The sequence below is a fragment of the Maritimibacter fusiformis genome, assembly GCF_008086115.1.
Classification (GTDB): Bacteria; Pseudomonadota; Alphaproteobacteria; order Rhodobacterales; family Rhodobacteraceae; genus Muriiphilus; species Muriiphilus fusiformis.
Map to the genome: position 1 here is coordinate 212,363 of NZ_VSIY01000009.1, position 26,892 is coordinate 239,254.

The window sequence follows — 26,892 nt, forward strand, 5'->3', positions numbered from 1 at the left end:
GTCAGTCTCCCTTGGGGTCTGTCAGGGCGTTCAGGCGGTCCGCGACATCGTCGTCGGCGCCGTCTTCGGCATCTGCGGGGCCGGTCGGCGCAAGCACGTCGGCCGCGGTGAAATCGGCGAACTGGCGCAACTCGCCGCCATGTTCGGCGATGAAGGCGCGGGCGGCGCCCTCATCGGAAAAGGGCACGAACTCGGGCGCGCCCATGCCGCCCAGTTTGCGGCTGTCGACGACATAAACCGCGTCGGCCGCCGGCACCCAGGTGTCGAGCCCGGGCGCGGCCCAGCTTTTGGCGCGCGCCATGTCCTGCACGTAGACGGCCACGACATCGTGGCTTTGTTCGGGCATCATCAGGTAGGCCACAGCGTCACGCACCTGGCTGAAGAACAAGGGTGCGGGCAGCCCGTCGAGGTGGATCTGCCCTTTCGGCCCTTCATGTTCCAACAGCGTCATCTGGCAGTAATACCCGGCTGCTTCGGGGGTCAGTTCCACCGGGTCGGGCAGAACCGCGACCTCTTCCTTGCAGGCGGCGAGCGCCATCAGGGCCAGCGCCATGGCGAGTGTCGTTCTTCGCATCATGGCTGCACCCTCCCGAAAGCGGCTCGGGCGAGAAGCGCCGCGCCGACGGGCCAAAGGATCAAGGACAACAGGGGCTTCCACGCCGCGATACTGCCCGCCGCACCGCCAAGCCCGGTGGCCGCACCGACCGCGTCGGAGGAGGCGAGATTGTAGATGCGGAACGCATCCGCCGGATTGAGGACCAGGAGCCAGGGAAAGACCTGCTTGGTAAAGACGCCACCATCGTCGCCGACCACCGCGACCAGAAGGCCAAGGTCATAAAGCACGACAAAGATCAGCCACAGCCCGATCGCCATGCCCGCAGCACCCGACGGACGGCGCGCAAGGCAGGAGGCGGCGTGGCCCAGCGCCAGGAAGGACGCGCCGAGCAACGTCGAGGTCCAGATCAGCCGCCACAGCGCGGGCAGCCCCTCGGCCGCCGCGGGGTCGGTGACAAGGGCGGCGACCGCGGCCACCGCATAGCCCAGCACCACCGCCAGCGCGACGACGCCCAATTGCGCGGCGAGCTTGCCCAAGAGCACCTCGCCGCGCGTCACCGGATAGGTCATGAGCAACGGCAGCGTGCCGCGCTCGACCTCGCCCGCGATGGCGTCAAAGCTGATAAGCAGCGCGATCAGCGGCACCAGATAGACCGACAGGCTGGTCAGCGAGGCCACCGTGACCGACAGCCGGTCGGCGCCCAGCGCCCCGGTCGGGGCCGAGCCTGCAGCCGACAGGACCAGCGCGAACAGCGCCATCATCACCACCGCGATGGTGACCCAGCGGTTGCGCAGGGCGATGCGGAACTCGATGCCCGCGGTGGACAGGATCCGGCGGATCATCGCGCGCCCTCCCGGCTGAAATGAGTGTAGATGTCGTCGAGGCTGGGCGGCAGGATCTCGAAATCCGACACTTTCCCCCCCAGCGCCGCGATGCGCGCGACCAGCGCCAGCTTTTCGGCTTGCGGGGTGGTCAGGCTGAGGCCCACGCCGTTCATCTCGGCCTCGGGGAAGGCCGCACTAACCGCCTCGCCCTGCCCCGCCTCGGGCATCAGGTGCACCACCAGCGGCAGCGCCGCCTTGGCGCGCAGATCGGGCAGCGTGCCGGTCGCGACCATCTTGCCCTGCGACAGGATCACGATGCGGTCGGTGCGCGCCTCGACCTCGGTCAGGGCGTGCGACGACAGCAAGACCGCGGTGCCGCCCGCTGCCAGTTCGTCGAGCAGGGTGTAGAAGTCGCGCCGCGATATCGGGTCCAGCCCGCTGGTCGGCTCATCCAGCACCATCAGGCGCGGCGCGCCGATGATCGCCTGGGCCAGCCCGACGCGCTGGCGCATGCCCTTGGAATAGGTGCCGATCCGGCGCCGGGCGGCATCCGCCAGCCCGACCCGCGCCAGCAATTCGTCGGCACGCCCCGCATCCTCGCCGCGCAGGCGAAGGTAGTGGCGGATCTGCTCGCGCCCGGTCAGGGCCGGGTGAAAGGCCACGTTTTCCGGCAGGTAGGCGGTCAGCCCGCGCGCACCGGTGCTGCCGGGCGCATGGCCGCCGACCTTGATCCGGCCGCCGTCTGCGGCGATCAGGCCAAGCACCAGCTTCATCAGCGTCGACTTGCCGGCGCCGTTGTGGCCCAGAAGGGCGATGCGCTCACCAGGTTCGATCGACAGGCTGACGGCATCCAGCGCCGTCTGCGCACCGTATCGCTTAGTGAGATTTGAGAGGGTCAGTATCGTCATCTGTTCGCTCGTTCCGCCAGATCGGGGTGACCTTGGCGAGGGACATGTAGGACTGCGGCACCTCGATTGCGACCGGGGCCATCAGCGGATGGCTGTCGACCACGCCGCCCGGCAGGGTGGCCGGGAAATTGGCCTGGCTCCAGCGCACAAGCTGCACGGCGGGCGCGCCCAGAAGCAGCTTGGCGGCGGGTTGCGACCACAAGATGTGGTCCATCAGGTCGTTGGGGCGATAGGCGCTGTCGGCGCGCTGGTCGCCGTCGAGGTCGAAGGCGGGGTGGTCGGACCAGAAGTTGCCGGCACCCTCATAGCTCCACTCGACATCGGTGGTGCCGACGTATTTCACCTGGGTGCGGTTGCCGATGAAGGCGTTGCCGGTGATGGTGTTGCGCTCGGACCCGGCGGTGAAATGGATGCCGATGCCGCAGTTCTCGAACCGGTTCTGTGCCAGCAGGTTGCGGTGGGAGTTGTAGATGAAGGTGCATTTTTCGGCGTCGCCGGTGACGAGGTTGCCGAAAATGTCCGACTGGTTGGTATAGTTCAGCATCACGCCGTAATCGCGATCGTTGATCGAGATGTTGTCGCGCGCGACGATCCGGTCGGAATACATCAGGGCGAACCCGAGGTGATTGCCGATCGAGATGTTGTCGGTGATCTCGCTGTCGTGGGTATACATGTAGTGAATCGCGAACCGCAGGTCGCGCATCACGTTGCCACGATAGGTGTTGCGCTTGGAGGTGTTCGAGAAGATGCCGTCGCGGCCAAAACGGATCTCGTTGTTCTCGACCACCGCGCCGGGCGAGTTCCAGACATAGATGCCGTTGCCGCGTGAATTCATGTGCCGAAGGCGAAGCCCTTCGATGCGGTTGCCCGACACCAGCGCATCGCGCGCGCCGTGGATGTCGATGCCGTAAAGGTTGTCCGAGAGGTCGTTGTCTTCGACCCGTGCGCCAGTGGCGCGCTTGGTCAGCTTGATGCCGGAATCGATGGTTTCGTGCGAGCGGCCCGAGCCGGTCACGATCAGCCCGCGCACCACCACGTCGGGAACATCGACGGTGATCACGCTGCCCACGCCACCGCCGTCGATCCGGGCGCCTTCGGCCCCGATCAGCGACAGCGCCTTGTCGAGGGTCACCGGGCCCTGATGCAGGCCCGGTGCAAGGATCAGCTCATCCCCGTCCACCGCCGAGGCGATGGCCTGGACAAGCGCCGCGCCCCCCGCGGCCACGTCGATCCGTTCGGCGCGCAAAGGCAGCGCGGCGAGCATAAGGACGAGAACCAGAAGGGGGCGCGGCAAGGTCATTACGCCGGCTCCACCAGCATACGGCCGCGCATTTCCATGTGCAGCGCGTGGCAGAACCACTGGCAGTAGTACCAGTAGACGCCGGCCTTGGCGGCCACGAAGGTCACCGACGCGGTCTGTTGCGGCGAGATCTCCATCGCGACGCCATGGTCGCCCATGGTGAAACCGTGGCTCAGGTCGTCGATGTCGTCGAGGTTGGTGACGATCACCGTGACCTCATCGCCCTGCTTGACGGTGAAGCTCTCGAGCGAGAACTGCGGCGCCTGGCTGGTCATGTAGACCCGGACCTTGTTGCCGTCGCGGATCACCGTGTCCTGCCAGTCGTCAAGGTCGACGCCATCGGCTTCGGCCTGCGCACGGGTATCGGCCCAGCTGGGGTCGTTGCGGTCCCAGACCGACTTGGGGTTGACCAGCGAACGGTGCACGATGATCGAATCGTGCGGTTCGGCAAAGGTCGGGCCGTCGTGCACAAGCTCCATCTCGGTGCCGTTGACCTTGAACAACTGCTCGTTCTCGGGCTTGAGCGGCCCGACGTTCAGGAAGCGGTCTTTCGAGAACTTGTTCATCGACAGATACCAGTCACCATTCGCGTCCAGCGTCTCGCCCATCGGGGTCGAGTTGTGGCCGGGCTGGTAGTGCACGTCATGCTTGGCCTTGATCGGGTCGACATCCTCGCCGTTCTGGGCGCGGATCGCGTCCTCGATGTTCCACAGCACGACCTGGCTGTCCAGGAACAGGGTCGTGAACGCGTTGCCCTTGCCGTCAAAGCAGGTGTGAAGCGGGCCAAGGCCCAGTTCCGGCTCGGCGACGACCGCGGACCGCGGCTCGGCGTCTTCGTAGAACAGGGCGTCGAGCTTGGTGACGTCGATCACCGACACCGTCGGCGACAGCTTGCCGTTGATGCACAGGTGCTTGCGGTCCGGCGCCATGTTGCAGCCGTGCGGGCTGTTGGGGATCGGGATGTAGCGGGTGTAGTTCTTGTTCTGACCCTTGCGCCCGTCGATCACCTTGACACCGTTCAGCTCGATGTAGTCGCCGGCTTCGATGCCTTTCTCGATTTCCGCGATGTTGAACACGACGACGTGGTCCATCTCGGCTTCCATCATCTCGGCCAGGTTCATGCCCATTTCCGAGTTGTAGGAGGTCGAGAAGGCGTATTTGCCGTCATAGTCGCAGTCGGTGTTGTCGAGGTTACCCGAGACCATCACCTGCCAGGCCATCGTCATGTCGTCGGCGTTGATGGCCGAGTAGAAGTTGACGTACTTCTCCGGCTCATCCAGCACCGAGCCATCGTTGACCATCGGCGTCTCGTCTTCGCCGTTGGCAAAGACGTAGTTGGTGCGCGGCCATTTTTGCGGGCGCAGACCGTGGATCGCCTTGGCGTTCGGGATCTCGAGGATCTTGTCGCACTTCATCACGTCGCAGCGCACCCGCGCGACGCGCGTGTTGGCCTTGTCGTTCATGAACAGGAACCGGCCGTCATAACGCCCTTCGGTGAAGGACATGTGGACGTGGTGCAGGTCGCCGTTGTCGTGGACCTTCTTGCCGTTGGCCTCGAGATAGGCCTTGGTCGCGGGCAGCATGTTCTCGGTCAGAACCTTGAGGCTTTCGTTGGTCTGGCCCCAGCCGGTCGCCGAGCAGCGGTTGAACACCGGCACGCGCATGAATTCGCGCATCGACGGGATGCCGAGAATGCGCATCTCGCCGGTCTGGCCCGAGGACCAGAAGCCGTAATACTCATCGAGCTCGCCGGGCCCGGGCAGCGCCGCGTGGGTATCCTGCGCGCGTGCGGCGGTGGTGCTGGCCGCGGTGATCGCAGCCGCGCCGCCCATCAGGCCAAGGCGCCCGCTGGCACCGCCCAGAACGGCCGCACCTGTCGCTGTCGCGCCCATGAAGCCGCGACGGCTCAGGCCGGTTTTCGAAACATCAGTCATGTCACTTTCCTTTCGTGTGGTCTGACTTGTTGGGATGGTTTTCGAGCTGCCCCTTGAGACGGGGGGGCAGATCGGGGGAACCCACGGACGCGCGCCGCTTGACCTGGCGGATCACGACGGGGCATTTGGTTTCCGACTGGTAGAGCACCTGGCAATGCATGCAGTTGAGGCATTCATTGGGGTTGATCTCACCGGTCGGGTGAATGGCCTGCACGAAGCATTCGTTGGCGCAGCGGTGGCACGGGTTGCCGCATTCCTTGTAACGCTTGAGCCAGTTGAACATCCTCAGCCGGGCCGGGATCGCCAGCGCGGCGCCCAGCGGGCAGAGGTAGCGGCAGTAGAACCGCTCGACGAAGAGCCCCGCGACCAGCAGCGCCACGGCATAGGCCACGAACGGCCAGGCGCGCATGAACTTCAGAACGATCGCGGTCTTGAACGGCTCGACCTCGGCCAGGTGCTCGGCTTGTTCGATCGAGTAGAGCGAGACGCCGAACAGCCCCAGGAAGATCATGTATTTGATCGGCCACAGGCGCTCATGCAGGCCCCAGGGAAGGGTCCATTGCGGGATGCGCAGCTTGCGCCCGATCTGGTTGGTCAGTTCCTGAAGGGCACCGAACGGACACAGCCAGCCGCAATAGGCTCCCCGCCCCCAGAAGATCAACGCCGCCGCCACCGAGAACCACAAGATGAAGGTCAAGGGGTCGAGCAGGAAGGCCTGCCAGGAAAAGCCCGAGGTCAGCGAGCCGAACAGCGCCATCAGGTTCACGACCGAAAGCTGGGCGTTGGCATACCAGCCAAGGAACACCAGCGTCACGGTCAGGAACGACATGCGGAACCAGTAGGTGACGCGCTCCGATTTGGTCAGGAACATCTGGAAGAAGAACGCCGCCGTCAGGACCAGCAGCATCAGCGCCAGGCCGATGATCTCGGGCGTCTTGTCCTCCCAGATCCGCTTCCACAACGCGCTCTGCGCGGCCTGCTCGATTTCGGCCTCTGACCCTGCCGCAGCAGCCACCGCCGCCGGGTCGGCCGGCGCGGGCGTCACGGTGCGGGTGTATTTCTGCGGCAGCTGGTAGCCGAGATCGAAGGTGGTGAAGACCTTTTCGATCGCCGCCACATCACGGTGCACCAGAAGCTGGATGCGGAACGGTTTGGTCGGGTCGAAGCCGACATCGGCCGGGATCTTGAACAGGTCACGCTCGACGTAGTCAGGCGCACCCTCGGCGGCGATCGGCCCCATGCGGCGGTGGCCCCGGTCGCGGAAGCGCACCGACAGGTCGTCCTGGATCAGCACGATCCGGTCGAAGATACCGCCGCGCACATAGCCCGAACCCTTGAAGGAATAGAGCCCGCGCCCGACCACCATGATCGCGTGTTCGCCCGGCTCCAGCCAGCTTTCGAGGTTGGCGTATTCCGCCTCGCCCAGCAGGTTGCGTCCGATGCCCGGCACGCTGACCAGCGCGGTCTGCATGTCGATGAACACGGTCTCGGGCGGTTCGGTCAGGGCCCGCGCGGTGGCGCGCGGATCGCCCAGCGCCTCGAAGGCCGCGTTGATCTGGCCGACATCCAGCGACAGGCGCCGCAGGGTGCCGTCGCCCTCCATCGTCATCCAGTCGCCGGGCGCCTCGGCCTCCGGGTTGACCTCGCGCACCGGGCCGGTCGGCGCGGCCTGGGCGACCAGCCCGCCGAGACCGAGCGCCCGCGCCACCTTGAGGCCCGAGCGCACGATGCTGTCGTCGATCACCATCACCGTGACGGTGGCGCCCGCGATGATGTTGAGGTCATGGCCCGAGCCGCCGGCGGCGGCCTCGGCGACCAGATCCAGCCCGACATAGTCGTTGGCCATCGCCTGGATCTTCGAATCGGGAATGCCGATCAGGACGATCGGTTCGGAATGCTTGACCAGTTCGACGCCAAGGATGCGGGCCTCGTGGTCGACCGCCACCATGGTGTGAATCGGCTTGCCGGAATAGCCGGTCGTGCCAACGAAGTCCGAGGTGATGAAGACATAGCCGATCTCCTCGCCATCCTTCAGAAGCGGCGCCACCGGCACATCGGTGCGGACCGGACCGAAGCCATCTGCGCCTTCGGCGATGGTGTCCGGCGAGATCTGAGGCAGGAAGCCGGCCAGCACCGATGTGCTGGTCTGGGCGCTTGCCGGAGCGCATAGCCCGAGGATCAGGGCGAATGCGGCGACCAGGAAGGTCAGGACCGGGCTGCGCGACGAATGGAGGAGATTCGGGGAACGCATATCAACTCTCGGTTTCTGCCGGGGGGCCGCGCGCACGGGCGCGCGCCACGGTCTGCGCGGCACCTTGCGCCACGCTCACGCTGTTTCTGACCGGCAACAGGTTGCTGGGGATGTCATGGCCGGCCATTTCGGGCAGGCTGTCCATCGGGGTTAACAGGCAATCGGAACAATGACCACAATCCTCGGCGTCGGACGGGTCGATCCGGTTGCCGTCGCGATCGAGCGCGATGGTCTCGGCGCCATCGGTGCCGCAGATCACCAGTTCGATCATGCCGATGGACGCGAGGGCATGACTCATGCGCAATACAGAGCCCGCCCAGGCACTTGTCGCCAGGCTGAGGACCATGATGCAGGTCAGGACAGGTAGGATTGCGCGTCTCATGCCCGGCGGTATGGCAAACTCGGGCAGGCGCCATCTTGATCTAGGTCAAGGTTCACCGAGGATTGTTCGCACCGGCAGCATTTGTCGCACCCGACCCGCGACAGCCCGTCACGGCACCTTCGCAATTTCGCGTTTTTATATTAGTTTTCAAATGCTTCTCGCCAGCGCGCGATAAACTGGCGGGTTTTCGCCTGATCCAGCGCAATCAGCAGCGGCAGCCCCAGCCCGATCAGAACGCGGCGACCGCCGGACGCGACGTCATCCTCCGCATCCGGGCTCGCGGCGGTCGAAATCAGGTTGGTGCGCTCCAGCGTCCGCCGCCCCGGGTCCGACAGAAGGAATTCGAGGAATGCCCCGGCCGAATCGACCGCGGCCCCCGGCGGCAGGATCGCGGCGCGTGACAGGATCAGCGCATAGTCGTTGGCGATCACCACCCCAAGCGCCGGGTTGGCGGCGGCAGCGGTCGCGGCGTAGGAGCCGAGCACGTTGTAGGCGATCAGGTAGTCGCCCGAGGCCACGCCCGCGATGATCTCGGCCGAACAGCAGGTCGCCACCGCGCCGGTGCGCGCGAAAGCCTCCATCAGCGCGCCGAATGTGGTCGCCTCCTGGCTGTCCATGAAGGCAAAGAGATAGCCCAGCCCCGAAGCCTCGATGTCATAGGTGGCGACCTTGCCGGCATAGGGCGTGTCGGCGGGGCGCAAGAGGTCGAGCAGGTCGAATCGCGACAGCGGCACCTCGCCGGGCGGCACCAGGTCGCGGTTGTAGACCATCACCGCCGGTTCGCGCGTGACCCCCCAGATCTCGTCGCGCCATCGCAATTCCGGCGGCAGCGCCAGGGTCGCGGCAGAGCGCCATGCGGTGGCGCAGCCGTCGTTCACCAGCTTGACCATCTGGTGCACGCCGGAACTGATCACGATATCCGCCCCCCTGCGCCCGGCCAGGCAATCGCGCCGGGTCAGGTCATACAGGTCGTTGGACCCCCATTGCTCGAAATCGACCGCCTGCCCGGGATGCGCGGCGACGAAGGCCTCGACCGTGGGGGCGAGGATCGCGATGTCGGTGGTGGTGCGCAGCACGAGCCGGGCGGTGGCGGCCTCTGGCCCGAAACTGCGGGTGGCCTCCTGGGCCATTGCAGGTTGCGCCAGGCAAAGTGCGGCGAGGATCAGCGGGCGGATCATTGCGGCGGCTCCGCGGGGAACACCATGGCGATGCGAAAGCCGTCGGGGCGCGGCGTCATCTCAAGGCTGCCACCGAAGGCTTCGGCCACGGATTTGGCGATCGACAGCCCCAACCCCGCACTGGTCCCGCGCGAGACGGCATTGCGCAGGAACCGGTCGCCAAGCTGGTCGCGGACCGCCTCGGACGGCCCTGCCCCGGCATCCTCGACCCAGAGCGTCACCGCATCGTCGCGCGCCGATGCCCCAACCGTGATCGGCGCCTCGCCGTGGGTCAGCGCGTTGAACATGAGGTTCTTGGCGGCTTCGCCCAAGGACAGCGCGTCGGCACGCGCCAGGACTGGCGCGTCGCCGATCTCGAGGCGGACCACCGCGTCGGGCGCCACAAGCTTGTGGTCGGCGCTCTCGACCAGCTCCAGCGCGATGTCGCGCAGGTCCACCACCTCGCGCCGGGCCGCGTCGATGCGGTGAATCACCATGGCGCGCGACAGCATCTGGTCGAGCAGCCGGCCGAGGCTGACGCTGCGCCGGTGGATGCGCCCGACGATCTGGCGCAGGCGGTCCGGGTCGTCCTCGCCGCCCGCCAGATCGGCCTGCGCGCGCAGCGCCGCGACCGGGGTGCGCAACTGGTGCGCGGTGTCGGAGATCAGCCGCTGCATCGTGCCCAACTGCCGGTCGAGCCGCCCCATGAAGCCATTGAGCGCGCCGACCATCACGCCGATTTCACGCGGCAACGCCATGTCGATGGGGGTCAGATCCTGCGGGTCGCGCGCCTCGAGCCGGGCGGCAATCCGGTCCAGCGGCCCCAGCGCCGAGCGGATCACCAGGACCGACAGCACCAGCACCGCCACGCCCGCAATCGCCAGCACCATCAGCGCGTTACGGGTGATGTTCCACGCCAGCTGATCGCGCGCGCGCATGGTCTGGGCGATGACGACATCGACCTGGCCGGAAAAGCTGCGCTCGGCAAAGCGGCGGGTATAGCGGATGATGCGCGCAGGCTCGCCGGTGAAGCGGCCATCGAACAGGGCAGGCTCGGGTCCAGGCCGCGTTATGGCCTCGGCCAGTTCCGGGTATCCGGTCAGCACCATGCCTCCCGGCCCGGTGACGAGGTAGCCAACACGATCCTCGGGGGCGAGCGCCAGAAGGTCGAAGGCCGACACCGGAATGTCGACCACCGGCGCGCCGTCGACCACCGACACCGAAGTGGCGATGCTGGACGCCGCACCGACCAGCAGCCGGTCGAAAGCGTCGCGCGCCGCCGCCCGGCCGTAGCCATAGGCCGCCAGCGCCAGGAGCACGCCGCCGATGGCCAACAGCCCGCCCAGCCCGACCAGCATCCGGGCCGACAGCGACATCGTGGGGCGGGGCGCGGCGGCGTCAGCCATCGGCGTCCAGCACATAGCCGCGACCGCGCAGGGTGCGGATCGACACGCCGGAGCCTGCGATCTTCTTGCGAAGGCGGGCGACGTAAAGCTCGATCGCATTGGCCCCGACCACCGCGTCGTCGAAGGAATAAAGCCCCTCGAGCAGGTGATCCTTGCTGTGAACCTGCCCCTTGTGGCGCATCAGGATGCCCAGAAGCGCGAACTCGCGCCGGGTCAGGTCAAGCCGCGCGCCGTCCACGCTGGCCACCCCGGCCAAGGGGTCGAAGCTCAGCGCGCCGATGCGAATCTCGCCCGCGCGGTCACTGTCCTTGCGCCGGTGCAGCACATGAAGACGCGCCTCCAACTCGCGTTGGTCAAAAGGTTTTACCAAATAGTCGTCAGCGCCGAAGCTGAAGGCCGAGAGCTTGTTCTCGACGGAAAACTGCGCCGTCAGCATCAGGACCGGCATGGTGTGCCCGGCCTGACGCATCTCGCGCAGAAGGTCGGTGCCGGAGCCGTCGGGCAGGCTGATATCGAGGATCACCACGTCATAGCCCTGCACCGCCAGAAAGTCGCGCGCCTCGGCCAGGGTCATCGCATGATCGCAGGCCACACCCGATTTGCGCAGCCGCGACCGCGTTGCATCGGCCAGATCCAGAGCGTCTTCGACCAAGAGAACCCGCATCCTTCTCCCCTGCAATGCGGCGCGGGGCAGTCTGTGACAGGTTGGTGACAGGTTCAAGCCGTATAACCCCGCGCACACCGGCCGGGCCATTGCGGCCGGAAACCAAGAGGAGGATACGACATGGCATTCAACTTCATCCGCACGGCGGTGGCGCTGGCGGGCCTTGGCCTGGCCGCGACCCCGGCGCTGGCCGAGAGCCACGGCGGCTTCATGCCGCAAAACCCCGAGTGCATCGCACCGGCCAACCCGGGCGGCGGCTGGGACTTCACCTGCCGCCAGGTCGGCAAGTCATTGCAGGACCAGGGCCTGATCGACAGCACCATGCAGGTGGTGAACCTCGCCGGCGGCGGCGGCGGTGTGGCCTTTGCCGAGGTGGTCAACAAGCGCGGCGACGAGAACGATCTGATCGTCGCGGCCTCGTCGGCGACGGCAACCCGGCTGGCGCAGGGCGCGTTTCCGGGCAACAGCATGGACCAGGTGCGCTGGCTGGCCTCGATCGGGGCCGACTACGGCGTGATCGCGGTGGCCGCTGACAGCGAGGTCCAGACGCTGCCGGAACTGCTCGACCAGATCAAGGCCGACCCGACCAGCGTGTCGGTAGCCGGCGGTTCGGCCGTGGGCGGCTGGGACCATCTCAAGGTGCTGATCGCGGCCGACGCCTATGGCATCGACGATGTGCGGTCGGTCAAATATATCGCCTTCGACGGCGGCGGCGAGGCGGTGACGCAGCTTCTGGCCGGGTCCGTGCAGGCCTTCACCGGCGACATTTCCGAAGCCAAGGGCTTTGTCGATTCGGGCGATATCCGGGTGATCGCAGTGCTGGCGCCCGAACGTCTGCCGGGCGACTTCGCGGATCTTCCGACCGCCCGCGAACAGGGTGTCGACGCGGTCGGCGCGAACTGGCGCGGCTTCTATGGCCCCGCTGGCATGTCGGACGAGGCCTATAACGGCTGGGTCGAAAAGATCGCGACACTCTATGCCAGCGACGAGTGGAAAGAGATCATGGCGAACAACGGCCTCGCCCCGCTCGACCTGCAGGGCGCCGAATTCGAGGCGTTCGTGGCCAATTCGGTCAAGCAGATCCAGGATATCTCGCGCGAGATCGGGATCATCAAATAGGCTTGCGCCACGGCGCGCGGCGGCCTGGCGTCGCCGCGCGCGCAACTTCGGGGAGGATACCATGAGCGACCGGATTTTCGGGGCCGTCGGGCTGTTGCTGGCGCTGTTCTATGCCTGGGCGACCTTGCAGATCGAAGAAAGCTTCATGTCGGATGCGGTCGGTCCAAAGACCTTTCCGCTGGGCATCGCGGCGATCCTGGGCCTGTCGTCCATCGTGATCTTTCTCAAGCCCGACGACGAGCCGCAGTGGCCGCCCCTGGCCCGTCTGGCCGAGATCGCCGCCGCTGTCGTGGTGATGATCCTCTATGCCGAGTTCCTGCCGATCGCGGGATTCGTCATCGCCACGGCCTTCGCGGCGGCCTACCTGACCTGGCGTCTGGGGTCATCCCCTCTGCAGTCGGTGATCATCGGCGTCGGCACCTCGCTGGGCATCTATGTCATTTTCCACCTTGTCCTCGGTCTGTCGCTGGCGCGCGGGCCGCTGGGTTTCTGAGGGGCGCGCATCATGGAAATCTTTTCCTCACTCGGTGACGGTTTCGTCATCGCGCTGACCTGGCAGAACCTGGTTCTGGCCATCCTGGGCTGTTTTCTGGGCACCATCATGGGCGCCCTGCCCGGCCTCGGCCCCTCGAACGGCGTCGCCATCCTGATCCCGCTGGCCTTCACCCTGGGGCTTGGCCCGACGCCAAGCATGATCCTGCTGACCAGCGTTTATTACGGCGCGATGTATGGCGGGCGGATCAGTTCGATCCTTCTGAACATTCCCGGCGACGAACCGGCGATGATGACCTGTCTCGACGGCTATCCGATGGCCCAGCAGGGCCGCGCCGGCGAGGCGCTGTCGCTGTCGGGCGTGGCCTCGTTCGTGGGCGCCTTCTTCGCCACCTGGGGGCTGATCTTTCTGGCCCCGCAACTGGTGAAATTCGCGCTGCTGTTCGGCCCGGCGGAGTATTTCGCGCTGTTCGCGCTGGCCTTTGCCACGCTGGGCGGCGTGTCCTCGACCAATCAGGCGAAATCGGCCTTTGCCGCGATGCTGGGGCTTGGGCTGGCGGTCGTGGGGGTTGATACCCAGACCGGGGTGCCACGGCTGACCTTCGGCGAGGTGCATCTTTACGACGGCCTCGATTTCCTCGTCGCCATCGTCGGGCTGTTCGCGCTGTCGGAAGTGTTCATCTTTCTCGAACACCGCCACGGTGCGGCGGACGCCGAGGGCAAGAAGATCGTGATCGGGCGGCTCACGCCATCGTTTTCGGTGTTGAAAGCCTGCACCCCGACGATGCTGCGTTCGTCGCTGCTGGGGTTCGTCGCGGGCGTGCTGCCCGGTGCCGGGGCCTCGCTGGGCTCGTTCATCTCGTATTCGATGGAGAAACGCCTGGTCGACCGCAAGGGCACATTCGGCAAGGGCGACCCGCGCGGCGTGGCCGCCCCCGAGGCCGGCAACAACGCCGCCGCCGGGGGCGCGCTGGTGCCGATGCTGGCGCTGGGCGTTCCGGGGTCGGGCACCACGGCGGTGCTGCTGGCGGTGCTCCTGTCGCTCAACATCACGCCGGGGCCGCTTCTGTTTCAGAACAACCCCGATGTGGTCTGGGGCCTGATCGCGGCGCTGTTCATCGCCAACTTCATCCTTCTGGCGATGAACATCCCGATGGTGGGCCTGTTCACCCGCGTGCTGATGGTGCCGCCGCGCATCCTGATGCCGGTGGTGGCGATGGTCAGCTTCGTCGGCATCTACGGCATTTCCGGGTCGAGCTTCGACCTTCTGGTGATGATCGCCTTCGGGGTGATGGGCTGGGTGTTGCGCAAGCTCGACGTGCCGCTGGTGCCGGTGATCCTGGGCACGCTGCTGGGCAACACGATGGAGAACAACCTGCGCCGCGCCGTGACGATCTCGAACGGCGACTACGGCACGCTGATCGACAGCCCCCTGTCGATCGGGCTGTGGACGGTGGCCATCGTCGGCTTCGTGCTGCCGATCTTCGTCGGCCGGGTGGTCAAGGCGCGGATGCATGCGCGGCGCGACACCGAAGGCTCGCTGTCGGATTGATGGCGGGTCAGGGCGGGCGGCGGGTTTTCCCGCCGTTTCGCACCCCTGATCGCATCTTTCTGACAAAATGGTCAAATTTCCGTAGAGGCATCCCTTGCTTCGCAGCGGGATTCGGGATTTGATCATCCGCAGGGGGCGACAGATCCCCAGACACAGGGAGACCGTCCTATGGCCTCCGAAAATTCGCGATGTTCACCGCCGGGCCGAAAGGCAACGGGGTGGCAACGTGCAGGAATGTCCGCACCGCCCCGAACCTCGGGTGCTCGGCGGGCGAGGCAGTAGAAGGCACGCGGGCAACCGCAGAGCGAGACACAATGTAAGGGAGTTACTCCATGTCACTACGCACCCTCCTGACCGCGACGAGCCTCGTGCTGTCGATGGCAGGCGCAGCCACGGCCCAGCAGACGCTGGTCTATTGTTCCGAAGGGTCGCCCGAAGGCTTCGACCCCGCCCTCTATACCTCGGGCACCACCTTCGACGCCTCGTCGCACCCGATCTACAACCGCCTGGTCGAGTTCAAGACCGGCACCACCGAGGTCATCCCCGGGCTGGCCGAAAGCTGGGAAGCCTCCGAGGACGGCAAGGAATACACCTTCCACCTGCGTCCCGGTGTCAAGTTCCACACCACCGACTATTTCACCCCGTCGCGCGACTTCAACGCCGATGACGTGATCTTCTCGTTCATGCGCCAGGCCGACCCCGAAAACCCGTATCACACGGTTTCCGGCGGCACCTGGGAATACTTCAACGCCATGTCGATGCCCGACCTGATCGAGTCGATCGAGAAGGTCGACGACATGACCGTCAAGTTCGTGCTGACCCGGCCCGAAGCGCCCTTCATCGCCAACCTCGCGATGGACTTCGCCTCGATCCACTCGGCCGAATACGCCGACGCAATGGCCGAAGCCGGCACGCCGGAAATGATGAACCAGCAGCCGATCGGCACCGGCCCGTTCGAGTTCGTGGCCTACCAGAAGGACGCGGTGATCCGTTACGCCGCCAACCCGGACTACTGGAAAGAGGGCCTGCCCAAGGTCGACAACCTGGTCTTCGCGATCACGCCCGACAACTCGGTGCGCTATCAGAAGCTTCAGGCCGGCGAATGCCATGTCATGCCCTATCCGAACCCGGCCGACATCCAGGCGATGAAGGACAGCGACGACATCAACGTGATGGAGCAGGAAGGCCTGAACGTCGGCTACCTCGCCTACAACACCCAGATGGCGCCGTTCGACAACCCGGCGGTGCGCCGCGCGCTGAACATGGCCATCGACAAGGCCGCGATCATCGACGTGGTGTTCCAGGGCTCGGGCCAGGCGGCCAAGAACCCGATCCCGCCGACCATGTGGTCCTATAACGACGCGATCGAAGACGATCCCTACGATCCGGAAGCCGCGCGCGCGATGCTCGAAGAGGCCGGCGTGACCGACCTGTCGATGAAGATCTGGGCGATGCCGGTGCAGCGTCCCTACAACCCGAACGCACGCCGGATGGCCGAACTGCTTCAGGAGGACTTCTCCAAGATCGGCGTGACGGTCGAGATCGTGTCCTACGAATGGGGCGAATACCTCGAGCGTTCGAAGGACCTCGACCGTGACGGCGCGGTGCTTCTGGGCTGGACCGGCGACAACGGCGACCCGGACAACTTCCTGGCCGTGCTGCTTGGCTGTGACGCCGTGGGCGGTTCGAACCGCGCGCAGTGGTGCCATGAGCCGTTCGACGACCTGGTCCAGCAGGCCAAGATCGTGTCCGACCCGGCCGAGCGCACCCGCCTCTACGAAGAGGCGCAGGTGATCTTCAAGGACCAGGCGCCCTGGGCCACCATCGCGCATTCGGTCGTGTTCATGCCGATGCGCCCCGAGGTCGAAGGCTACGTGATGCACCCGCTGGGCGGTCACATCTTCACCGAGGTCGGCCTGGCCGAATAACCAGAAAAACCGGGCGGGGCCTTGCGGGGCCCCGCCCTTTTATGTCATGGCGCCGCCCTGACCTGACACCGCCGGACGATACGGCAGATCAAGACCCGAGGGCCGATGCTCCGATATTTCCTGTCCCGCCTGTTGACCTTCGTGCCGACCTTTCTTGGCGTCACGCTGATTTCCTTTGCCTTCATCCGGGTGCTGCCGGGCGATCCGATCATCGCCATGGCAGGCGAGCGCGGGGTCACACCCGAGCGCTATGCCGAGTTGCAGGAGCAATTCGGCTTCGATCGCCCGCTGATCGTGCAGTTCTGGGATTATTTCACCGGCGTGCTGCAGGGTGACCTGGGGCAGAGCTTCGTCACCCGCAAGCCGGTCTGGGACGAGTTCTTCACGCTGTTTCCCGCCACGCTGGAGCTGTCGACCTGCGCCATCATCCTGGCCGTCGTGCTGGGCCTGCCGGCGGGCGTGATCGCGGCCACCCACCGCGGCAAGCTGTTTGACCGACTGTTGATGTCGTCTGCGCTCGTGGGCTATTCGATGCCGATTTTCTGGTGGGCGCTGCTGCTCATCATCGTGTTCTCCGGCAACCTCGGCTGGACGCCGGTTTCGGGCCGGATCGACCTGCTCTACTATTTCCCGAACGTCACGGGGTTCATGCTGATCGACAGCCTGCTTTCGGGCCAGTCCGGCGCCTTCGGCTCTGCGGTCAAACACCTGATCCTGCCGTCGATCGTGCTGGCGACGATCCCGCTGGCGGTGATCGCACGGCAAACCCGCTCGGCGATGCTCGAGGTGCTGTCCGAGGACTATATCCGCACCGCTCGCGCCAAGGGGCTGGCCCCGGCGCGCGTCAACGGGCTGCACGCGCTGAGAAACGCCATGATCCCTGTGGTCACGGTGATCGGCCTGATGGTCGGCACGCTGCTGGCCGGCGCGATCCTGACCGAGACGATCTTTTCCTGGCCCGGTATCGGCAAGTGGATGGTCGATTCGATCTTCCGCCGCGACTATCCGGTGGTGCAGGGCGGGCTGCTTCTGGTCGCCGTCATGGTGATGGTGGTCAACCTGATCGTCGATCTGCTCTACGGCCTCATCAACCCCAAGATCCGGAAACGCTGACATGGCCGACACCACCCTCTCCGCCACCGTCCCGGCGCGCCCCGGCCGGCTCAGGGAATTCTGGCGCTATTTCCGCGAGAACCGCGGCGCGGTGATCGGGCTTTACGTCTTTGCCGCCTTCGTGGCGCTGGCGCTGTTCGCCAACTTCATCGCCCCCTATGACCCGACCGTGCAGAACCGCGCGGCGACGCTGCTGCCGCCGGCCTGGCAGGAGGGCGGCGACTGGGCCTATCCCTTGGGCACCGACCCGCTGGGGCGCGACATGCTCTCGCGGCTGCTGTTCGGCGCGCGGTTCTCGTTCTTCGTCGGCCTGGTGGTGGTCATCATCGCCTCGACCAGCGGCATCCTGATCGGGCTGATCGCCGGTTTCGCGCCGAAATGGCTCGATACCATCATCATGCGGATCATGGACATCATTCTGTCGTTCCCGTCGCTTCTGCTGGCGCTGGTGCTGGTGGCGATCCTGGGGCCGTCGCTGGTCAACGCGATGATCGCCATCGCGATCGTGCTGCAGCCGCACTACGTGCGCCTGACCCGGGCCGCGGTGATGACCGAGCGGGCCAAGGATTACGTGATCTCGGCCAAGGTCGCGGGCGCCAAGCTGCCGCGGCTGATGTTCATCACGGTGCTGCCCAACTGCCTTGCCCCGATCATCGTGCAAGCGGCGCTAAGCTTTTCCAACGCCATCCTCGACGTGGCCGCGCTGGGCTTTCTGGGCATGGGCGCGCAGCCGCCGACGCCGGAATGGGGCACCATGCTGGCCGAGGCGCGCGAATTCATCCTGCGCGCCTGGTGGGTCGTGACCTTCCCCGGGCTTGCCATCCTGATCACAGTGCTCGCCATCAACCTGATGGGCGACGGGCTGCGCGACGCGCTCGACCCGAAACTGAAAAGGAGCTGACCGTGCCGCTCCTGGAAATCCGCAACCTCACCGTCGAATTCACCACTGCCGCCGGCCCGTTTCGCGCCGTCGACGGGGTCGATGCCACGGTCGACCAGGGCGACGTGCTGGCCATCGTCGGTGAATCCGGCTCGGGCAAATCGGTGTCGATGCTGGCGATGATGGGGCTGTTGCCCTGGACCGCGACCATCACCGCCGACCGGATGAGCTTTGATGGCCGCGACCTGCGCAATCTTGGCGCGCGCGAGCGGCGCAAGGTGATCGGCCGCGACATGGCGATGATCTTTCAGGAGCCGATGTCCTCGCTCAACCCCTGTTTCACCGTGGGTTTCCAGATCAAGGAGGCGCTGCGCCAGCACCTCGACCTGAGCCGGGCCGAACGCCATACCCGTGCACTGGAACTGCTCGACCTCGTGGGCATCCCCGACCCGGAAACCCGCCTCAAGGCGTTCCCGCACCAATTGTCGGGCGGCATGAGCCAGCGCGTGATGATCGCCATGGCGCTGTCATGCAACCCGCGCCTTCTGATCGCGGACGAGCCGACGACGGCGCTGGACGTGACCATCCAGGCGCAGATCCTCGACCTGCTCAGCGACCTGCAACGCGACACCGGCATGGCGCTGATCCTGATCACCCACGACATGGGCGTGGTGGCCGAGACCGCGCAGCGGGTGCAGGTGCAGTATGCCGGTCAGAAGGTCGAGGAACAGCCGGTGCGCTCGCTGTTTCAAAGCCCGCATCACCCCTACACGGCGGCGCTTCTGTCCGCCCTGCCCGAGCGCGCGACCGAGCGTCGGCTGCCGACCATTCCGGGCGTGGTGCCGGGCCAGTTCGACCGGCCCCAGGGCTGCCTTTTCAGCCCGCGCTGCGCCTTTGCCGACGACACTTGCCGCAAGGTCGACCCGCCGGTGCAGGGCGAGGACATGGGCTTTGCGCGCTGCCACTACCCGATCGCGACCCCGGCCAAGGAGGCGACGTCATGACCGAGCCCGTCATCATCGCCGAACACCTGGCCAAGCATTACGAAGTCGGCGGCGGCCTGTTCGCCAAGCCTCGGGTGGTGCGCGCATTGTCGGAGGCCAGCTTTTCCATCGCGCCGGGCAAGACGCTGGCGGTCGTGGGGGAATCGGGCTGCGGCAAGTCTACTCTGGCCCGTCTCGTCACCCTGATCGAGGAACCGACCGCCGGAACATTCGAGATCGGCGGCATCCCGGCGACGCCCGACAACTGGGCGCGGCTGCGCGACAGCGTGCAGATCGTGTTCCAGGACCCCTACGGCTCGCTCAACCTGCGCCACCGGGTCGGCACCATCCTCGAAGAGCCGCTCAAGATCAATCGCCCCAACCTCACCGCCGCCCAGCGCCGGGAGAAGGCACGCGAAATGATGGACCTGGTCGGGTTGCGGCCCGAATTCTACGACCGCTTTCCGCACATGTTCTCGGGCGGCCAGAGGCAGCGCATCGCGGTCGCCCGCGCCTTGATGCTCGAACCCAAGCTGATGGTTCTGGATGAACCGGTCTCGGCGCTCGACGTGTCGATCCAGAGCCAGGTTCTGAACCTGCTGCTGGACCTGCAGGAACGCCTGCAACTGGCCTATCTGTTCATCTCGCATGACCTGAGCGTGGTGCGCCACGTGGCCGACGAGGTGATCGTGATGTATCTCGGTCGCCCGGTCGAGTTCGGTGCCAAGGAAGACGTTTTCGCCAGCCCGCGCCACCCCTATACCAAGGCGCTGTTGTCGGCGACGCCCTCGACCGAACCACACCCCGACCGCAAGAGGATCAAGCTCGCGGGCGAGTTGCCCTCACCGCTGGCGATTCCCGATGGCTGCCCCTTCGCGCCGCGCTGCTGGAAAGCCCAGGACAAATGCCGCCTCGACCGCCCGCCGCTGGAGGGCGACAGCCACAAGGTCGCCTGCTACTTCCCGGAAAACTGACCGGCTTTGCCATTCATTATTCGGAATGCGGCCCGCCTCAGTCGGCCCCTTCCGCAAGCGCGATCTCGCGCCGCTCGGCGTCGGCGCGTCGCGATGCCGCGATGATATCGACCACGTGGCGGGCGTGGGCGTTCGGCACCTTCGGCGCGGCACCGGCAATCGCCTCGCGCATCGCGTCCCATTCTCGCAGCATCGCCCGGTGCATCCAGTCGGGTTCGATCGAGCCGGGCACCTGTTCCCAGCTTTCGCCCCGCCCCACCGACACGCCGTTCACGAAATCGAGCGCAAGCATCCCGTGTTCGCAGACAAGGGTGGTGGCCGAAATCATCTTGCCGTCGCGGTAGCCGACGCTCTGCACCTGCCCGAAACCGCCATTTGCGAACCGCAGGCTCAGAAGCGCGGTGTCGTCGGCCGGCTGGTCGTGAAAGAAGGTGCCATAAAGGGCGTTCACCCCGGCCACCCGGTCGCCCATCAGGAAAACCAGACGATCCAGCGCGTGGATGCCCGCCGTCATCAGCATTCCGCCGCCGGTTTCGAACCGGGTGTGCCATTCGCTCCGGTTGCTTTCCATCCAGAACTTGATCATCGCGCTTGTGCCCAGGATCGGGCGGCCGAGGTCGCCGGATGCGATGATGTCGCGGGCCACCAGACAGGGCTGCGAGAAATGCATCACGTGACCGGCCATCAGCGCCACCCCAGTGCGATCCGCCGCGGCGATGATCGCGTCGCAGGCCTCGGGGGTCGGGGCCATCGGCTTTTCCATCAGGATGTGCTTGCCGGCGTTGGCGGCGGCGATGGCAATCTCCTCGTGGGTGTCATGCGGCGTCGCGATCACCACGGCATCGACCGACGGGTCGGCCAGCAGGTCGGGCCAGTCGGCATGGGCGGTGCCGCCGAACTCCTGCGCCAGGCGCTGCGCGCCCTCGCCACGGCAACTGGCGGCAAGGCGGATGCCCTCGACATCGGCAATGGCGCGCGCGTGGACGGCGCCGAAATGCCCGGCCCCGATGATGCCTATTCCGATCATGTCTTGTCCTTTCCGGGTGTGGTCGCGATGGTTCCGTCGGTGTTTCGCCCCGCCGCCAGATAGGCCGCGTCGATCAGGCGCATCGCGGCGAGGTAGTCGTCGAGCGACACCGAAGGCGGGCGCCCCTGCCCAAGCCGGGCCAGCGCGTCGGCCATGAACAGCCGGTATCTGGTGGCGGTGGGTTCCGGGCGCAGGTTGCGCATCTGGTTGTCGTCCAGCGTGGCGACGGTTGCGCTGTCGCCCAGGTCGGTCAGGGTGGCATTGGCGCTGACCAGCCGCCATTCGAACTCGCCCCCCGGCCTCATCGACGCGAAGGTATAACCGGCCTCGACCGTGAACAGCGTGCCGGCGGCATCCCGCATGACGACGAGTGCGTGGTCCTCGACATCGGTGGCGTGGATCAGGTTGCCGACGCTCGACGAAAGGATCGTCAGCGGCCCTTCGGCGAGGTCCAGCGCCGCGTCGATCCCGTGGATGCCGAGATTGCGAAGCGCCCCGCCGCCGCCCACCGCCGGGTCGAGCAGCCAGCCCACCCCGTCATCGCGGTAGCGTTGCGGCGGCCCGTTCACCAGCCGGAACCCGGCGCGCACCAGCCGACCGGCACGCGAGATTTCCGCCAGCCGCGCCAGTTCGCCCTGGGCCGGTCCGAAACGATTGGCCAGCGGCACGGCCACGTGGCACCCGCCCGCACGCGCCTGATCGGCCAGCCGGGCGATGGTGTCGATGTCGCCGACGGGCTTTTCGAGGATCAGCGGCACCTTCGCCGCGATCAGTCGTTCGGCCTGCGCCGGCAGCGTCGCCGGATGGCCCATCAAGACCACCACGTCGGGCGCCTGCGCCAACCCGGCCTCGATCGTCGGCAGATGCGTCTGGCCATGCGCGCGGGCAAACTCGGCGGCCACGTCGGGGTTTTCGTCCCACACCCCGACCACATCCGCCCGGGCGGCCTGCGCCGCATCCAGATGCATGGCGGAATGCCAATGGCCGACACCGAAAAGCGCGATCCGCATGATTCTTTACCTTCTGCCAGCTACTTGTAGGATATCCCAATAATGTGTTGCAGGATATCCTACAAGTTGGTATTCAACAAGGCACACATGGGATGCCTGAGCGAATGACTTCTGATTCTCCGACCTCCACGCCGCTTGAATCGATGCCCCGTCCGCCGCTGATTCACGTCGCCGTGCAGCAAAGCCTGAAGGACTACATCGAAGCGAACGACATGCGCCCGGGACAGGCGATGCCATCGGAATCGTTCCTGGCGCGTCAACTCGGGGTCGGTCGGAATTCGGTGCGCGAGGCAATCAAGGCGCTGGAATCCCTTGGCATTCTGGAAACGCGCCGTGGTATCGGCGTGTTCGTGAAGGAGTTTTCCTTCGCCCCCCTACTCGACAACCTGGCCTTCGGAATGCGCGACTCGCTGCGTGACGTGGGCGAATTGCGCGAGATCCGGCGGGTGCTGGAGACCGGCCTGATCGGGCAGACGATCGAGGTGATCGGCGACGACGACATCGCCGCCCTGCGCGACGTTACCGCCCGGATGAAGGCCCGCGCCGAAAAGCACGAGAGCTTCGCCGCCGAGGACCAGGAGTTCCACCAGCTTCTGTTTCGCTGCCAGAACAACCGGATGCTGAACGCGCTGATCGACATTTTCTGGTCGGCCTTCGCCAAGGCCTCGCAGTTTCACGGCATGGACAACGACGATCCGCTGGCTACCTGGGCCGATCATCACGCCATCGTCGAGGCCATCGCCCGACGCGACGCCGAAGACGCCCGCCGAAGACTCGACGAGCATTACGAGGGGCTGGCCCGCGTCATCGCGCGCTATTCCCCGAACCCGGGCTAACGCCCGAACCGGCAAAGCTCCGAACTTTTTGACACCGCAACCCCAAGGGAGGAAATCCATGAAATTCTCAAACCTGGCCCGCGCTCTTGCCGCGAGCACACTGCTGGCCGGCGCGGTCATGCCCGTGCCGTTCGCCGTCGCGCAGGACGGCAAGACCATCACCGGCGCCTTCGACACCGGCCCCGGCGGTTTTCCCAAGAAATTCAACCCGCTGGCCGCGACCGGCGGTTTCACCTGGTTCAGCATCTACTTTGAGCCTCTGGTGACCTACGCCGCCGACCTCAGCGTCATCGAGGGCGCGCTGGCCGACAGCTTCGAGGTCAGCGAAGACCAGAAGACCTATACCTTCCACCTGGCCGAAGAGACCTGGCACGATGGCGAGGCGTTCGATGCCGAGGACGTGAAATTCACCATCGACCTGGCCCAGAACCCCGACACCGGCAGCGTGTTCGCCAGCCGCCTCTCGGACATCGAAAGCGTCGAAGTGGTCGATGCACGCACCGTCAAGCTGACCCTGTCGCAGCCCAACAGCGCGCTTCTGGCCGACCTCACCCAGCTGATGATCATGCCGCAGCACGCGCTGGGCGATGTTGCCCCGGCCGAGCTCGCGACCAGCACCTGGTGGTCCGAGGCGCCGATCGGCACCGGGCCGTTCAAGTTCGATGAATACGTCACCGACCAGTATGTCGCCCTGTCCGCGGACGAGGACTATCGCCGCGGCACCCCGAAGGTCGACCGCATCATCAACCGCTATTTCGACAACCCCGCCGCGGCCGTTGCCGCGCTGCGTTCGGGCGAGATCCAGTTCACCTATGTCGAGCCGGATGACGTCGCCACCTTGCGTGACACCGAGGGCGTGCGGGTGATCGAGGGCAACTCCTACGTCGTCAACTACGTCGGCTTCAACCAGCGTGTCGACCTGTGGAAAGACGTGCGCGTGCGCCAGGCTTTCCTCTATGCCATCGACCGCGAGGCGATCATCACCGCGCTTTATGGCGGTGCGGCCACCGTGGCGCAGTGCGGCTATGTCGCGCCGCACCTGGTGCCCGACGGGATCACCGAATACAGCCACGACCCGGACAAGGCGCGCGCGCTTCTGGACGAGGCCGGCTGGGGCGACATCAACGGCGACGCGCCGATCACCTGGCTGACCTACTACACCTCGCCGCAGGCCGCGAACGTCATGGCCGCCGTGCAGGCGATGCTGGGCCAGGTCGGGATCAACGTGGTGCCGCGCGTGGTCGACGTGCCGACCTACAACGGCATCGTCTATTCCAACGACGACGCCGGCTGGGACCAGTTCCCGCTGATCTATGCCGGTATCCGTAACGGGCCGGACCCGGCGTCAATCAACATCGGCCTCAACAGCGCGCAGCTGCCGCCGAACGGCGCCAACATCATGCGGGTCGAGTTCGACGACCTCACCGCCGCCTTCGACGCCGCGATGAGCGAGACCGACCCCGCCGCCGCCGAGGGCAAATGGCAGGAGGTTTGCGCCGAGATGAACCAGACCCTGCCCTGGGCGCCGATGTGGGTCTCGAGCCGCTACGGCGTGGCATCGGACGACCTGGTCGACTTCGTCTGGACCCCGGCGCCGGCCGGTGGCCCCTACGCGGCCCATCCCGAACTTTGGGACATCGCGCAGAACTGATCCCGGCCAGGCCGGATCAACCCTACCCCGCGCGGCGCCAGATCGCCGCGCGGGTCCACAACACCGGGGGCACATCCATGGGCTTTTACGTTGCGCGCCGAACCGCGGTTGGCCTGCTCATGCTGGTCGCGCTGAGCGTCCTGATCTTCGTGCTGCTGCGCCTTGCGCCGGGCGATCCGGTGGACGCCTATATCAACCCCTCGGCCCCCCTGTCACTGGATGAGCTTGCCGCCCTGCGCGAGCGTCTGGGCCTGAACGATCCGCTGCCGCTGCAGTATTTCGGATGGGCCGCCGCCGCGATATCGGGCGACTTCGGCTATTCGATCCAGAGCGCGGGCCAGCCGGTGCTGCCGCTGGTGCTCTCGCGGGTCGGGCCGACCGTGATCCTGATGGCCTCGGGCCTGGCGATTGCCATCGTGGTGGGCCTTGCCGCCGGCACGCTCAGCGCGGTCAGGCGCAACTCGGCGATGGATGTCGGCCTGTCGGTCGGGTCGTTCCTCGCAATCTCCAGCCCGCCCTTCGTGACCGCGCTGGTCGGGCTCTACGTCTTTTCGGTGCAACTGCGCTGGGCCCCGTCGGGCGGGATGCTGACGCCGGGCGTTCCGTTCTCGGTGGCCGACCTGCTGGCGCACCTGATCCTTCCCGCCTTCCTGCTGTCGCTGACCCACGGCGCGCTGATCATGCGCTACATGCGCTCGTCGATGCTGGAAGTGCTCAACCAGGACTACGTGCGCACCGCGCGCGCCAAGGGCGTCCGCGAATTCTGGGTGATCGTCAAACACGCCGCGCGCAATGCGCTGTTGCCGGTGGTCACGCTGATCGGGTCGTCCATCGGCATGGCGATCGGCGGCGCGATCTTTCTGGAATCGGTGTTCAACTGGCCCGGCATGGGCCTGCTCCTGGTCAACGCGGTCAAGGCGCGCGATTACCCGGTGATCATGTGCGCGACCCTGATCATCGGCGCGTTCGTGATCGCGGTGAACCTGCTGACGGACCTCGTTTATGCGGCCATCGACCCGCGTGTGAAGGTAGGCTGACATGACCGACGCAACCATACCCGGCAAAGCCAAGAAGCCGCCCAGCCGCGGACCGATGGCGCGCTCGATCGCGCGCTTCACGGCCAACCGGGCGGCGATGGCCGGGCTGTTCATCTTCGTGCCGATCATCGTGGCGGTCTCGACCTACGAGTTGTGGTGGCCGCACGCCCCCAACGACATCGACCTTCTGTCCATCAACCAGGGTCCGTCCGCGGCGCATTGGCTGGGCAGCGACGGGGTCGGGCGCGACGTGATGGCGCGGCTGCTGCAGGGCGGGCGCGTGTCGATGATCGTGGCCGTGGTGTCGGTCGCGATCTCGCTGGTGATCGGCTACCTGGTCGGCTCGCTCGCGGCGTTCAGCGGCAAGCTGGTCGACGGCGGGCTGATGCGGTTTGTCGACCTTGCGATGACGCTGCCGCCGGTGATCTTCCTGCTGGTGCTGGCCTCGATTGCGGGCACCGGCATCTGGCCGACCATCGGTGTGATCTCGCTTTTGTCCTGGCCGGTGCTGTCGCGGATGGTGCGCGCGCGCCTGCTGGAGCTTCGCGAGCGTGATTTCGTCGTCGCATCACGCGGCATGGGGGCCGGGATGGGGCATCTTCTTTTCCGCCACGGCCTCCCCAACTCGATCGACATCCTCGTCGTCTATGCCACCCTCCAGGTCGCCAACGCGATCCTGCTGGAGGCCGGGCTGTCGTTTCTGGGCCTCGGCATCGCCCCGCCCGAAGCAAGCTGGGGCAACATGCTGAACCTGGCCCGCTCCACGGTCGTTCTCGAGCAGTATCCGTGGCAATGGATGTTCCCCGGCGCGGCACTGGTCCTGACCGTGCTGGCCATCAACTTCATCGGTGACGGGTTGCGCGACGCATTCGACCCGCGCGCCAACCAGAACTGAAACAGGAGTTCCG

Annotated in this window: 24 protein-coding genes; 12 read left to right on the top strand and 12 right to left on the bottom strand. The window is 66.2% G+C overall.

What is annotated here, in order from left to right:
• Position 1 precedes the first annotated feature (1 nt).
• From FVF75_RS11635 to FVF75_RS11680, 10 genes are all read right to left on the bottom strand, one after another.
• Positions 2-574, bottom strand: coding sequence for a nitrous oxide reductase accessory protein NosL (locus FVF75_RS11635; RefSeq protein WP_148378146.1), 573 nt, complete (start codon positions 572-574; stop codon positions 2-4).
• Positions 574-1,398 carry an ABC transporter permease gene (locus FVF75_RS11640; protein WP_148378147.1) on the bottom strand — a complete coding sequence of 275 codons (825 nt, stop codon included), beginning with the start codon at positions 1,396-1,398 and terminating at the stop codon, positions 574-576. The genes FVF75_RS11635 and FVF75_RS11640 overlap by 1 nt, the downstream gene beginning before the upstream one ends.
• On the bottom strand, positions 1,395-2,288 hold the full coding sequence (locus FVF75_RS11645; RefSeq protein ID WP_187393051.1) for an ABC transporter ATP-binding protein: 894 nt from the start codon (positions 2,286-2,288) through the stop codon (positions 1,395-1,397). Before FVF75_RS11645 ends, FVF75_RS11640 begins: the two co-directional genes overlap by 4 nt.
• Complete coding sequence (locus FVF75_RS11650) at positions 2,257-3,552, bottom strand: nitrous oxide reductase family maturation protein NosD (RefSeq protein WP_246138068.1); 1,296 nt, start codon at positions 3,550-3,552, stop codon at positions 2,257-2,259. Before FVF75_RS11650 ends, FVF75_RS11645 begins: the two co-directional genes overlap by 32 nt.
• A 35-nt stretch (positions 3,553-3,587) precedes the next feature.
• Positions 3,588-5,522 carry a TAT-dependent nitrous-oxide reductase gene (gene nosZ, locus FVF75_RS11655; protein ID WP_148378149.1) on the bottom strand — a complete coding sequence of 645 codons (1,935 nt, stop codon included), beginning with the start codon at positions 5,520-5,522 and terminating at the stop codon, positions 3,588-3,590.
• Position 5,523: 1 nt separating this feature from the next.
• Positions 5,524-7,773, bottom strand: coding sequence for a NosR/NirI family protein (locus FVF75_RS11660; protein ID WP_148378150.1), 2,250 nt, complete (start codon positions 7,771-7,773; stop codon positions 5,524-5,526).
• Position 7,774: 1 nt separating this feature from the next.
• Positions 7,775-8,071, bottom strand: a complete 297-nt coding sequence (locus tag FVF75_RS11665) for a hypothetical protein (RefSeq protein WP_166131208.1) — start codon at positions 8,069-8,071, stop codon at positions 7,775-7,777.
• Positions 8,072-8,295: 224 nt separating this feature from the next.
• Positions 8,296-9,333: an ABC transporter substrate-binding protein gene (locus FVF75_RS11670; protein ID WP_148378152.1), complete on the bottom strand. Its 1,038-nt coding sequence runs from the start codon at positions 9,331-9,333 to the stop codon at positions 8,296-8,298.
• Entirely contained in the window at positions 9,330-10,718 is a 1,389-nt protein-coding gene (locus FVF75_RS11675) for a sensor histidine kinase (RefSeq protein ID WP_148378153.1), read from the bottom strand. Before FVF75_RS11675 ends, FVF75_RS11670 begins: the two co-directional genes overlap by 4 nt.
• A complete protein-coding gene (locus FVF75_RS11680; RefSeq protein WP_148378154.1) occupies positions 10,711-11,382 on the bottom strand; it encodes a response regulator transcription factor in 672 nt (223 codons plus the stop codon). Before FVF75_RS11680 ends, FVF75_RS11675 begins: the two co-directional genes overlap by 8 nt.
• Positions 11,383-11,502: 120 nt before the next feature.
• Here FVF75_RS11680 and FVF75_RS11685 point away from each other — a divergent pair, with 120 nt between their 5' ends.
• The 8 genes from FVF75_RS11685 to FVF75_RS11720 all read left to right on the top strand — a co-directional run bounded on the left by FVF75_RS11685 (position 11,503) and on the right by FVF75_RS11720 (position 20,423).
• Positions 11,503-12,501: a Bug family tripartite tricarboxylate transporter substrate binding protein gene (locus tag FVF75_RS11685; RefSeq protein WP_148378155.1), complete on the top strand. Its 999-nt coding sequence runs from the start codon at positions 11,503-11,505 to the stop codon at positions 12,499-12,501.
• 61 nt (positions 12,502-12,562) lie between these two features.
• Positions 12,563-12,994 (top strand): tripartite tricarboxylate transporter TctB family protein, encoded by a 432-nt coding sequence (locus FVF75_RS11690; RefSeq protein WP_148378156.1) that lies wholly within the window; start codon positions 12,563-12,565, stop codon positions 12,992-12,994.
• 12 nt (positions 12,995-13,006) lie between these two features.
• The gene (locus tag FVF75_RS11695; RefSeq protein WP_148378157.1) at positions 13,007-14,545 is read left to right on the top strand and encodes a tripartite tricarboxylate transporter permease; all 1,539 of its coding nucleotides are present in this window, start codon (positions 13,007-13,009) and stop codon (positions 14,543-14,545) included.
• Between the two features lie 332 nt (positions 14,546-14,877).
• Entirely contained in the window at positions 14,878-16,473 is a 1,596-nt protein-coding gene (locus tag FVF75_RS11700; protein WP_148378158.1) for an ABC transporter substrate-binding protein, read from the top strand.
• A gap of 105 nt (positions 16,474-16,578) precedes the next feature.
• Positions 16,579-17,586, top strand: a complete 1,008-nt coding sequence (locus tag FVF75_RS11705; RefSeq protein ID WP_148378159.1) for an ABC transporter permease subunit — start codon at positions 16,579-16,581, stop codon at positions 17,584-17,586.
• Between the two features lies 1 nt (position 17,587).
• A complete protein-coding gene (locus tag FVF75_RS11710) occupies positions 17,588-18,487 on the top strand; it encodes an ABC transporter permease subunit (protein ID WP_148378160.1) in 900 nt (299 codons plus the stop codon).
• Between the two features lie 2 nt (positions 18,488-18,489).
• Positions 18,490-19,470: an ABC transporter ATP-binding protein gene (locus FVF75_RS11715; protein WP_148378161.1), complete on the top strand. Its 981-nt coding sequence runs from the start codon at positions 18,490-18,492 to the stop codon at positions 19,468-19,470.
• Positions 19,467-20,423, top strand: a complete 957-nt coding sequence (locus tag FVF75_RS11720; protein WP_148378162.1) for an ABC transporter ATP-binding protein — start codon at positions 19,467-19,469, stop codon at positions 20,421-20,423. The genes FVF75_RS11715 and FVF75_RS11720 overlap by 4 nt, the downstream gene beginning before the upstream one ends.
• A 37-nt stretch (positions 20,424-20,460) precedes the next feature.
• Here the strand turns inward: FVF75_RS11720 and FVF75_RS11725 are convergent, their stop codons facing one another.
• Positions 20,461-21,450 (bottom strand): Gfo/Idh/MocA family protein, encoded by a 990-nt coding sequence (locus tag FVF75_RS11725; protein WP_148378163.1) that lies wholly within the window; start codon positions 21,448-21,450, stop codon positions 20,461-20,463.
• Complete coding sequence (locus FVF75_RS11730; RefSeq protein WP_148378164.1) at positions 21,447-22,460, bottom strand: Gfo/Idh/MocA family protein; 1,014 nt, start codon at positions 22,458-22,460, stop codon at positions 21,447-21,449. Before FVF75_RS11730 ends, FVF75_RS11725 begins: the two co-directional genes overlap by 4 nt.
• A gap of 143 nt (positions 22,461-22,603) precedes the next feature.
• Between FVF75_RS11730 and FVF75_RS11735 the strand changes: the two genes are divergently transcribed.
• The 4 genes from FVF75_RS11735 (at position 22,604) to FVF75_RS11750 (ending at position 26,879) form a co-directional block, all read left to right on the top strand.
• Positions 22,604-23,296, top strand: a complete 693-nt coding sequence (locus tag FVF75_RS11735; protein WP_222861223.1) for a FadR/GntR family transcriptional regulator — start codon at positions 22,604-22,606, stop codon at positions 23,294-23,296.
• A 58-nt stretch (positions 23,297-23,354) separates the two neighbouring features.
• Positions 23,355-24,947, top strand: a complete 1,593-nt coding sequence (locus FVF75_RS11740) for an ABC transporter substrate-binding protein (RefSeq protein WP_148378166.1) — start codon at positions 23,355-23,357, stop codon at positions 24,945-24,947.
• A gap of 77 nt (positions 24,948-25,024) precedes the next feature.
• Positions 25,025-25,984: an ABC transporter permease gene (locus FVF75_RS11745; protein WP_148378167.1), complete on the top strand. Its 960-nt coding sequence runs from the start codon at positions 25,025-25,027 to the stop codon at positions 25,982-25,984.
• Between the two features lies 1 nt (position 25,985).
• A complete protein-coding gene (locus FVF75_RS11750; RefSeq protein ID WP_148378168.1) occupies positions 25,986-26,879 on the top strand; it encodes an ABC transporter permease in 894 nt (297 codons plus the stop codon).
• Positions 26,880-26,892: the final 13 nt, after the last annotated feature.

Excerpts from the sequence above, each read along its gene's own strand:
- FVF75_RS11635 (WP_148378146.1), bottom strand. The coding sequence starts at position 574 with ATGCGAAGAACGACACTCGCCATGGCGCTGGCCCTGATGGCGCTCGCC.
- FVF75_RS11640 (WP_148378147.1), bottom strand. The coding sequence starts at position 1,398 with ATGATCCGCCGGATCCTGTCCACCGCGGGCATCGAGTTCCGCATCGCC.
- FVF75_RS11645 (WP_187393051.1), bottom strand. The coding sequence starts at position 2,288 with ATGACGATACTGACCCTCTCAAATCTCACTAAGCGATACGGTGCGCAG.
- FVF75_RS11650 (WP_246138068.1), bottom strand. The coding sequence starts at position 3,552 with ATGCTCGCCGCGCTGCCTTTGCGCGCCGAACGGATCGACGTGGCCGCG.
- nosZ (WP_148378149.1), bottom strand. The coding sequence starts at position 5,522 with ATGACTGATGTTTCGAAAACCGGCCTGAGCCGTCGCGGCTTCATGGGC.
- FVF75_RS11660 (WP_148378150.1), bottom strand. The coding sequence starts at position 7,773 with ATGCGTTCCCCGAATCTCCTCCATTCGTCGCGCAGCCCGGTCCTGACC.
- FVF75_RS11665 (WP_166131208.1), bottom strand. The coding sequence starts at position 8,071 with ATGAGTCATGCCCTCGCGTCCATCGGCATGATCGAACTGGTGATCTGC.
- FVF75_RS11670 (WP_148378152.1), bottom strand. The coding sequence starts at position 9,333 with ATGATCCGCCCGCTGATCCTCGCCGCACTTTGCCTGGCGCAACCTGCA.
- FVF75_RS11675 (WP_148378153.1), bottom strand. The coding sequence starts at position 10,718 with ATGGCTGACGCCGCCGCGCCCCGCCCCACGATGTCGCTGTCGGCCCGG.
- FVF75_RS11680 (WP_148378154.1), bottom strand. The coding sequence starts at position 11,382 with ATGCGGGTTCTCTTGGTCGAAGACGCTCTGGATCTGGCCGATGCAACG.
- FVF75_RS11685 (WP_148378155.1), top strand. The coding sequence starts at position 11,503 with ATGGCATTCAACTTCATCCGCACGGCGGTGGCGCTGGCGGGCCTTGGC.
- FVF75_RS11690 (WP_148378156.1), top strand. The coding sequence starts at position 12,563 with ATGAGCGACCGGATTTTCGGGGCCGTCGGGCTGTTGCTGGCGCTGTTC.
- FVF75_RS11695 (WP_148378157.1), top strand. The coding sequence starts at position 13,007 with ATGGAAATCTTTTCCTCACTCGGTGACGGTTTCGTCATCGCGCTGACC.
- FVF75_RS11700 (WP_148378158.1), top strand. The coding sequence starts at position 14,878 with ATGTCACTACGCACCCTCCTGACCGCGACGAGCCTCGTGCTGTCGATG.
- FVF75_RS11705 (WP_148378159.1), top strand. The coding sequence starts at position 16,579 with ATGCTCCGATATTTCCTGTCCCGCCTGTTGACCTTCGTGCCGACCTTT.
- FVF75_RS11710 (WP_148378160.1), top strand. The coding sequence starts at position 17,588 with ATGGCCGACACCACCCTCTCCGCCACCGTCCCGGCGCGCCCCGGCCGG.
- FVF75_RS11720 (WP_148378162.1), top strand. The coding sequence starts at position 19,467 with ATGACCGAGCCCGTCATCATCGCCGAACACCTGGCCAAGCATTACGAA.
- FVF75_RS11725 (WP_148378163.1), bottom strand. The coding sequence starts at position 21,450 with ATGATCGGAATAGGCATCATCGGGGCCGGGCATTTCGGCGCCGTCCAC.
- FVF75_RS11730 (WP_148378164.1), bottom strand. The coding sequence starts at position 22,460 with ATGCGGATCGCGCTTTTCGGTGTCGGCCATTGGCATTCCGCCATGCAT.
- FVF75_RS11735 (WP_222861223.1), top strand. The coding sequence starts at position 22,604 with ATGCCCCGTCCGCCGCTGATTCACGTCGCCGTGCAGCAAAGCCTGAAG.
- FVF75_RS11740 (WP_148378166.1), top strand. The coding sequence starts at position 23,355 with ATGAAATTCTCAAACCTGGCCCGCGCTCTTGCCGCGAGCACACTGCTG.
- FVF75_RS11745 (WP_148378167.1), top strand. The coding sequence starts at position 25,025 with ATGGGCTTTTACGTTGCGCGCCGAACCGCGGTTGGCCTGCTCATGCTG.
- FVF75_RS11750 (WP_148378168.1), top strand. The coding sequence starts at position 25,986 with ATGACCGACGCAACCATACCCGGCAAAGCCAAGAAGCCGCCCAGCCGC.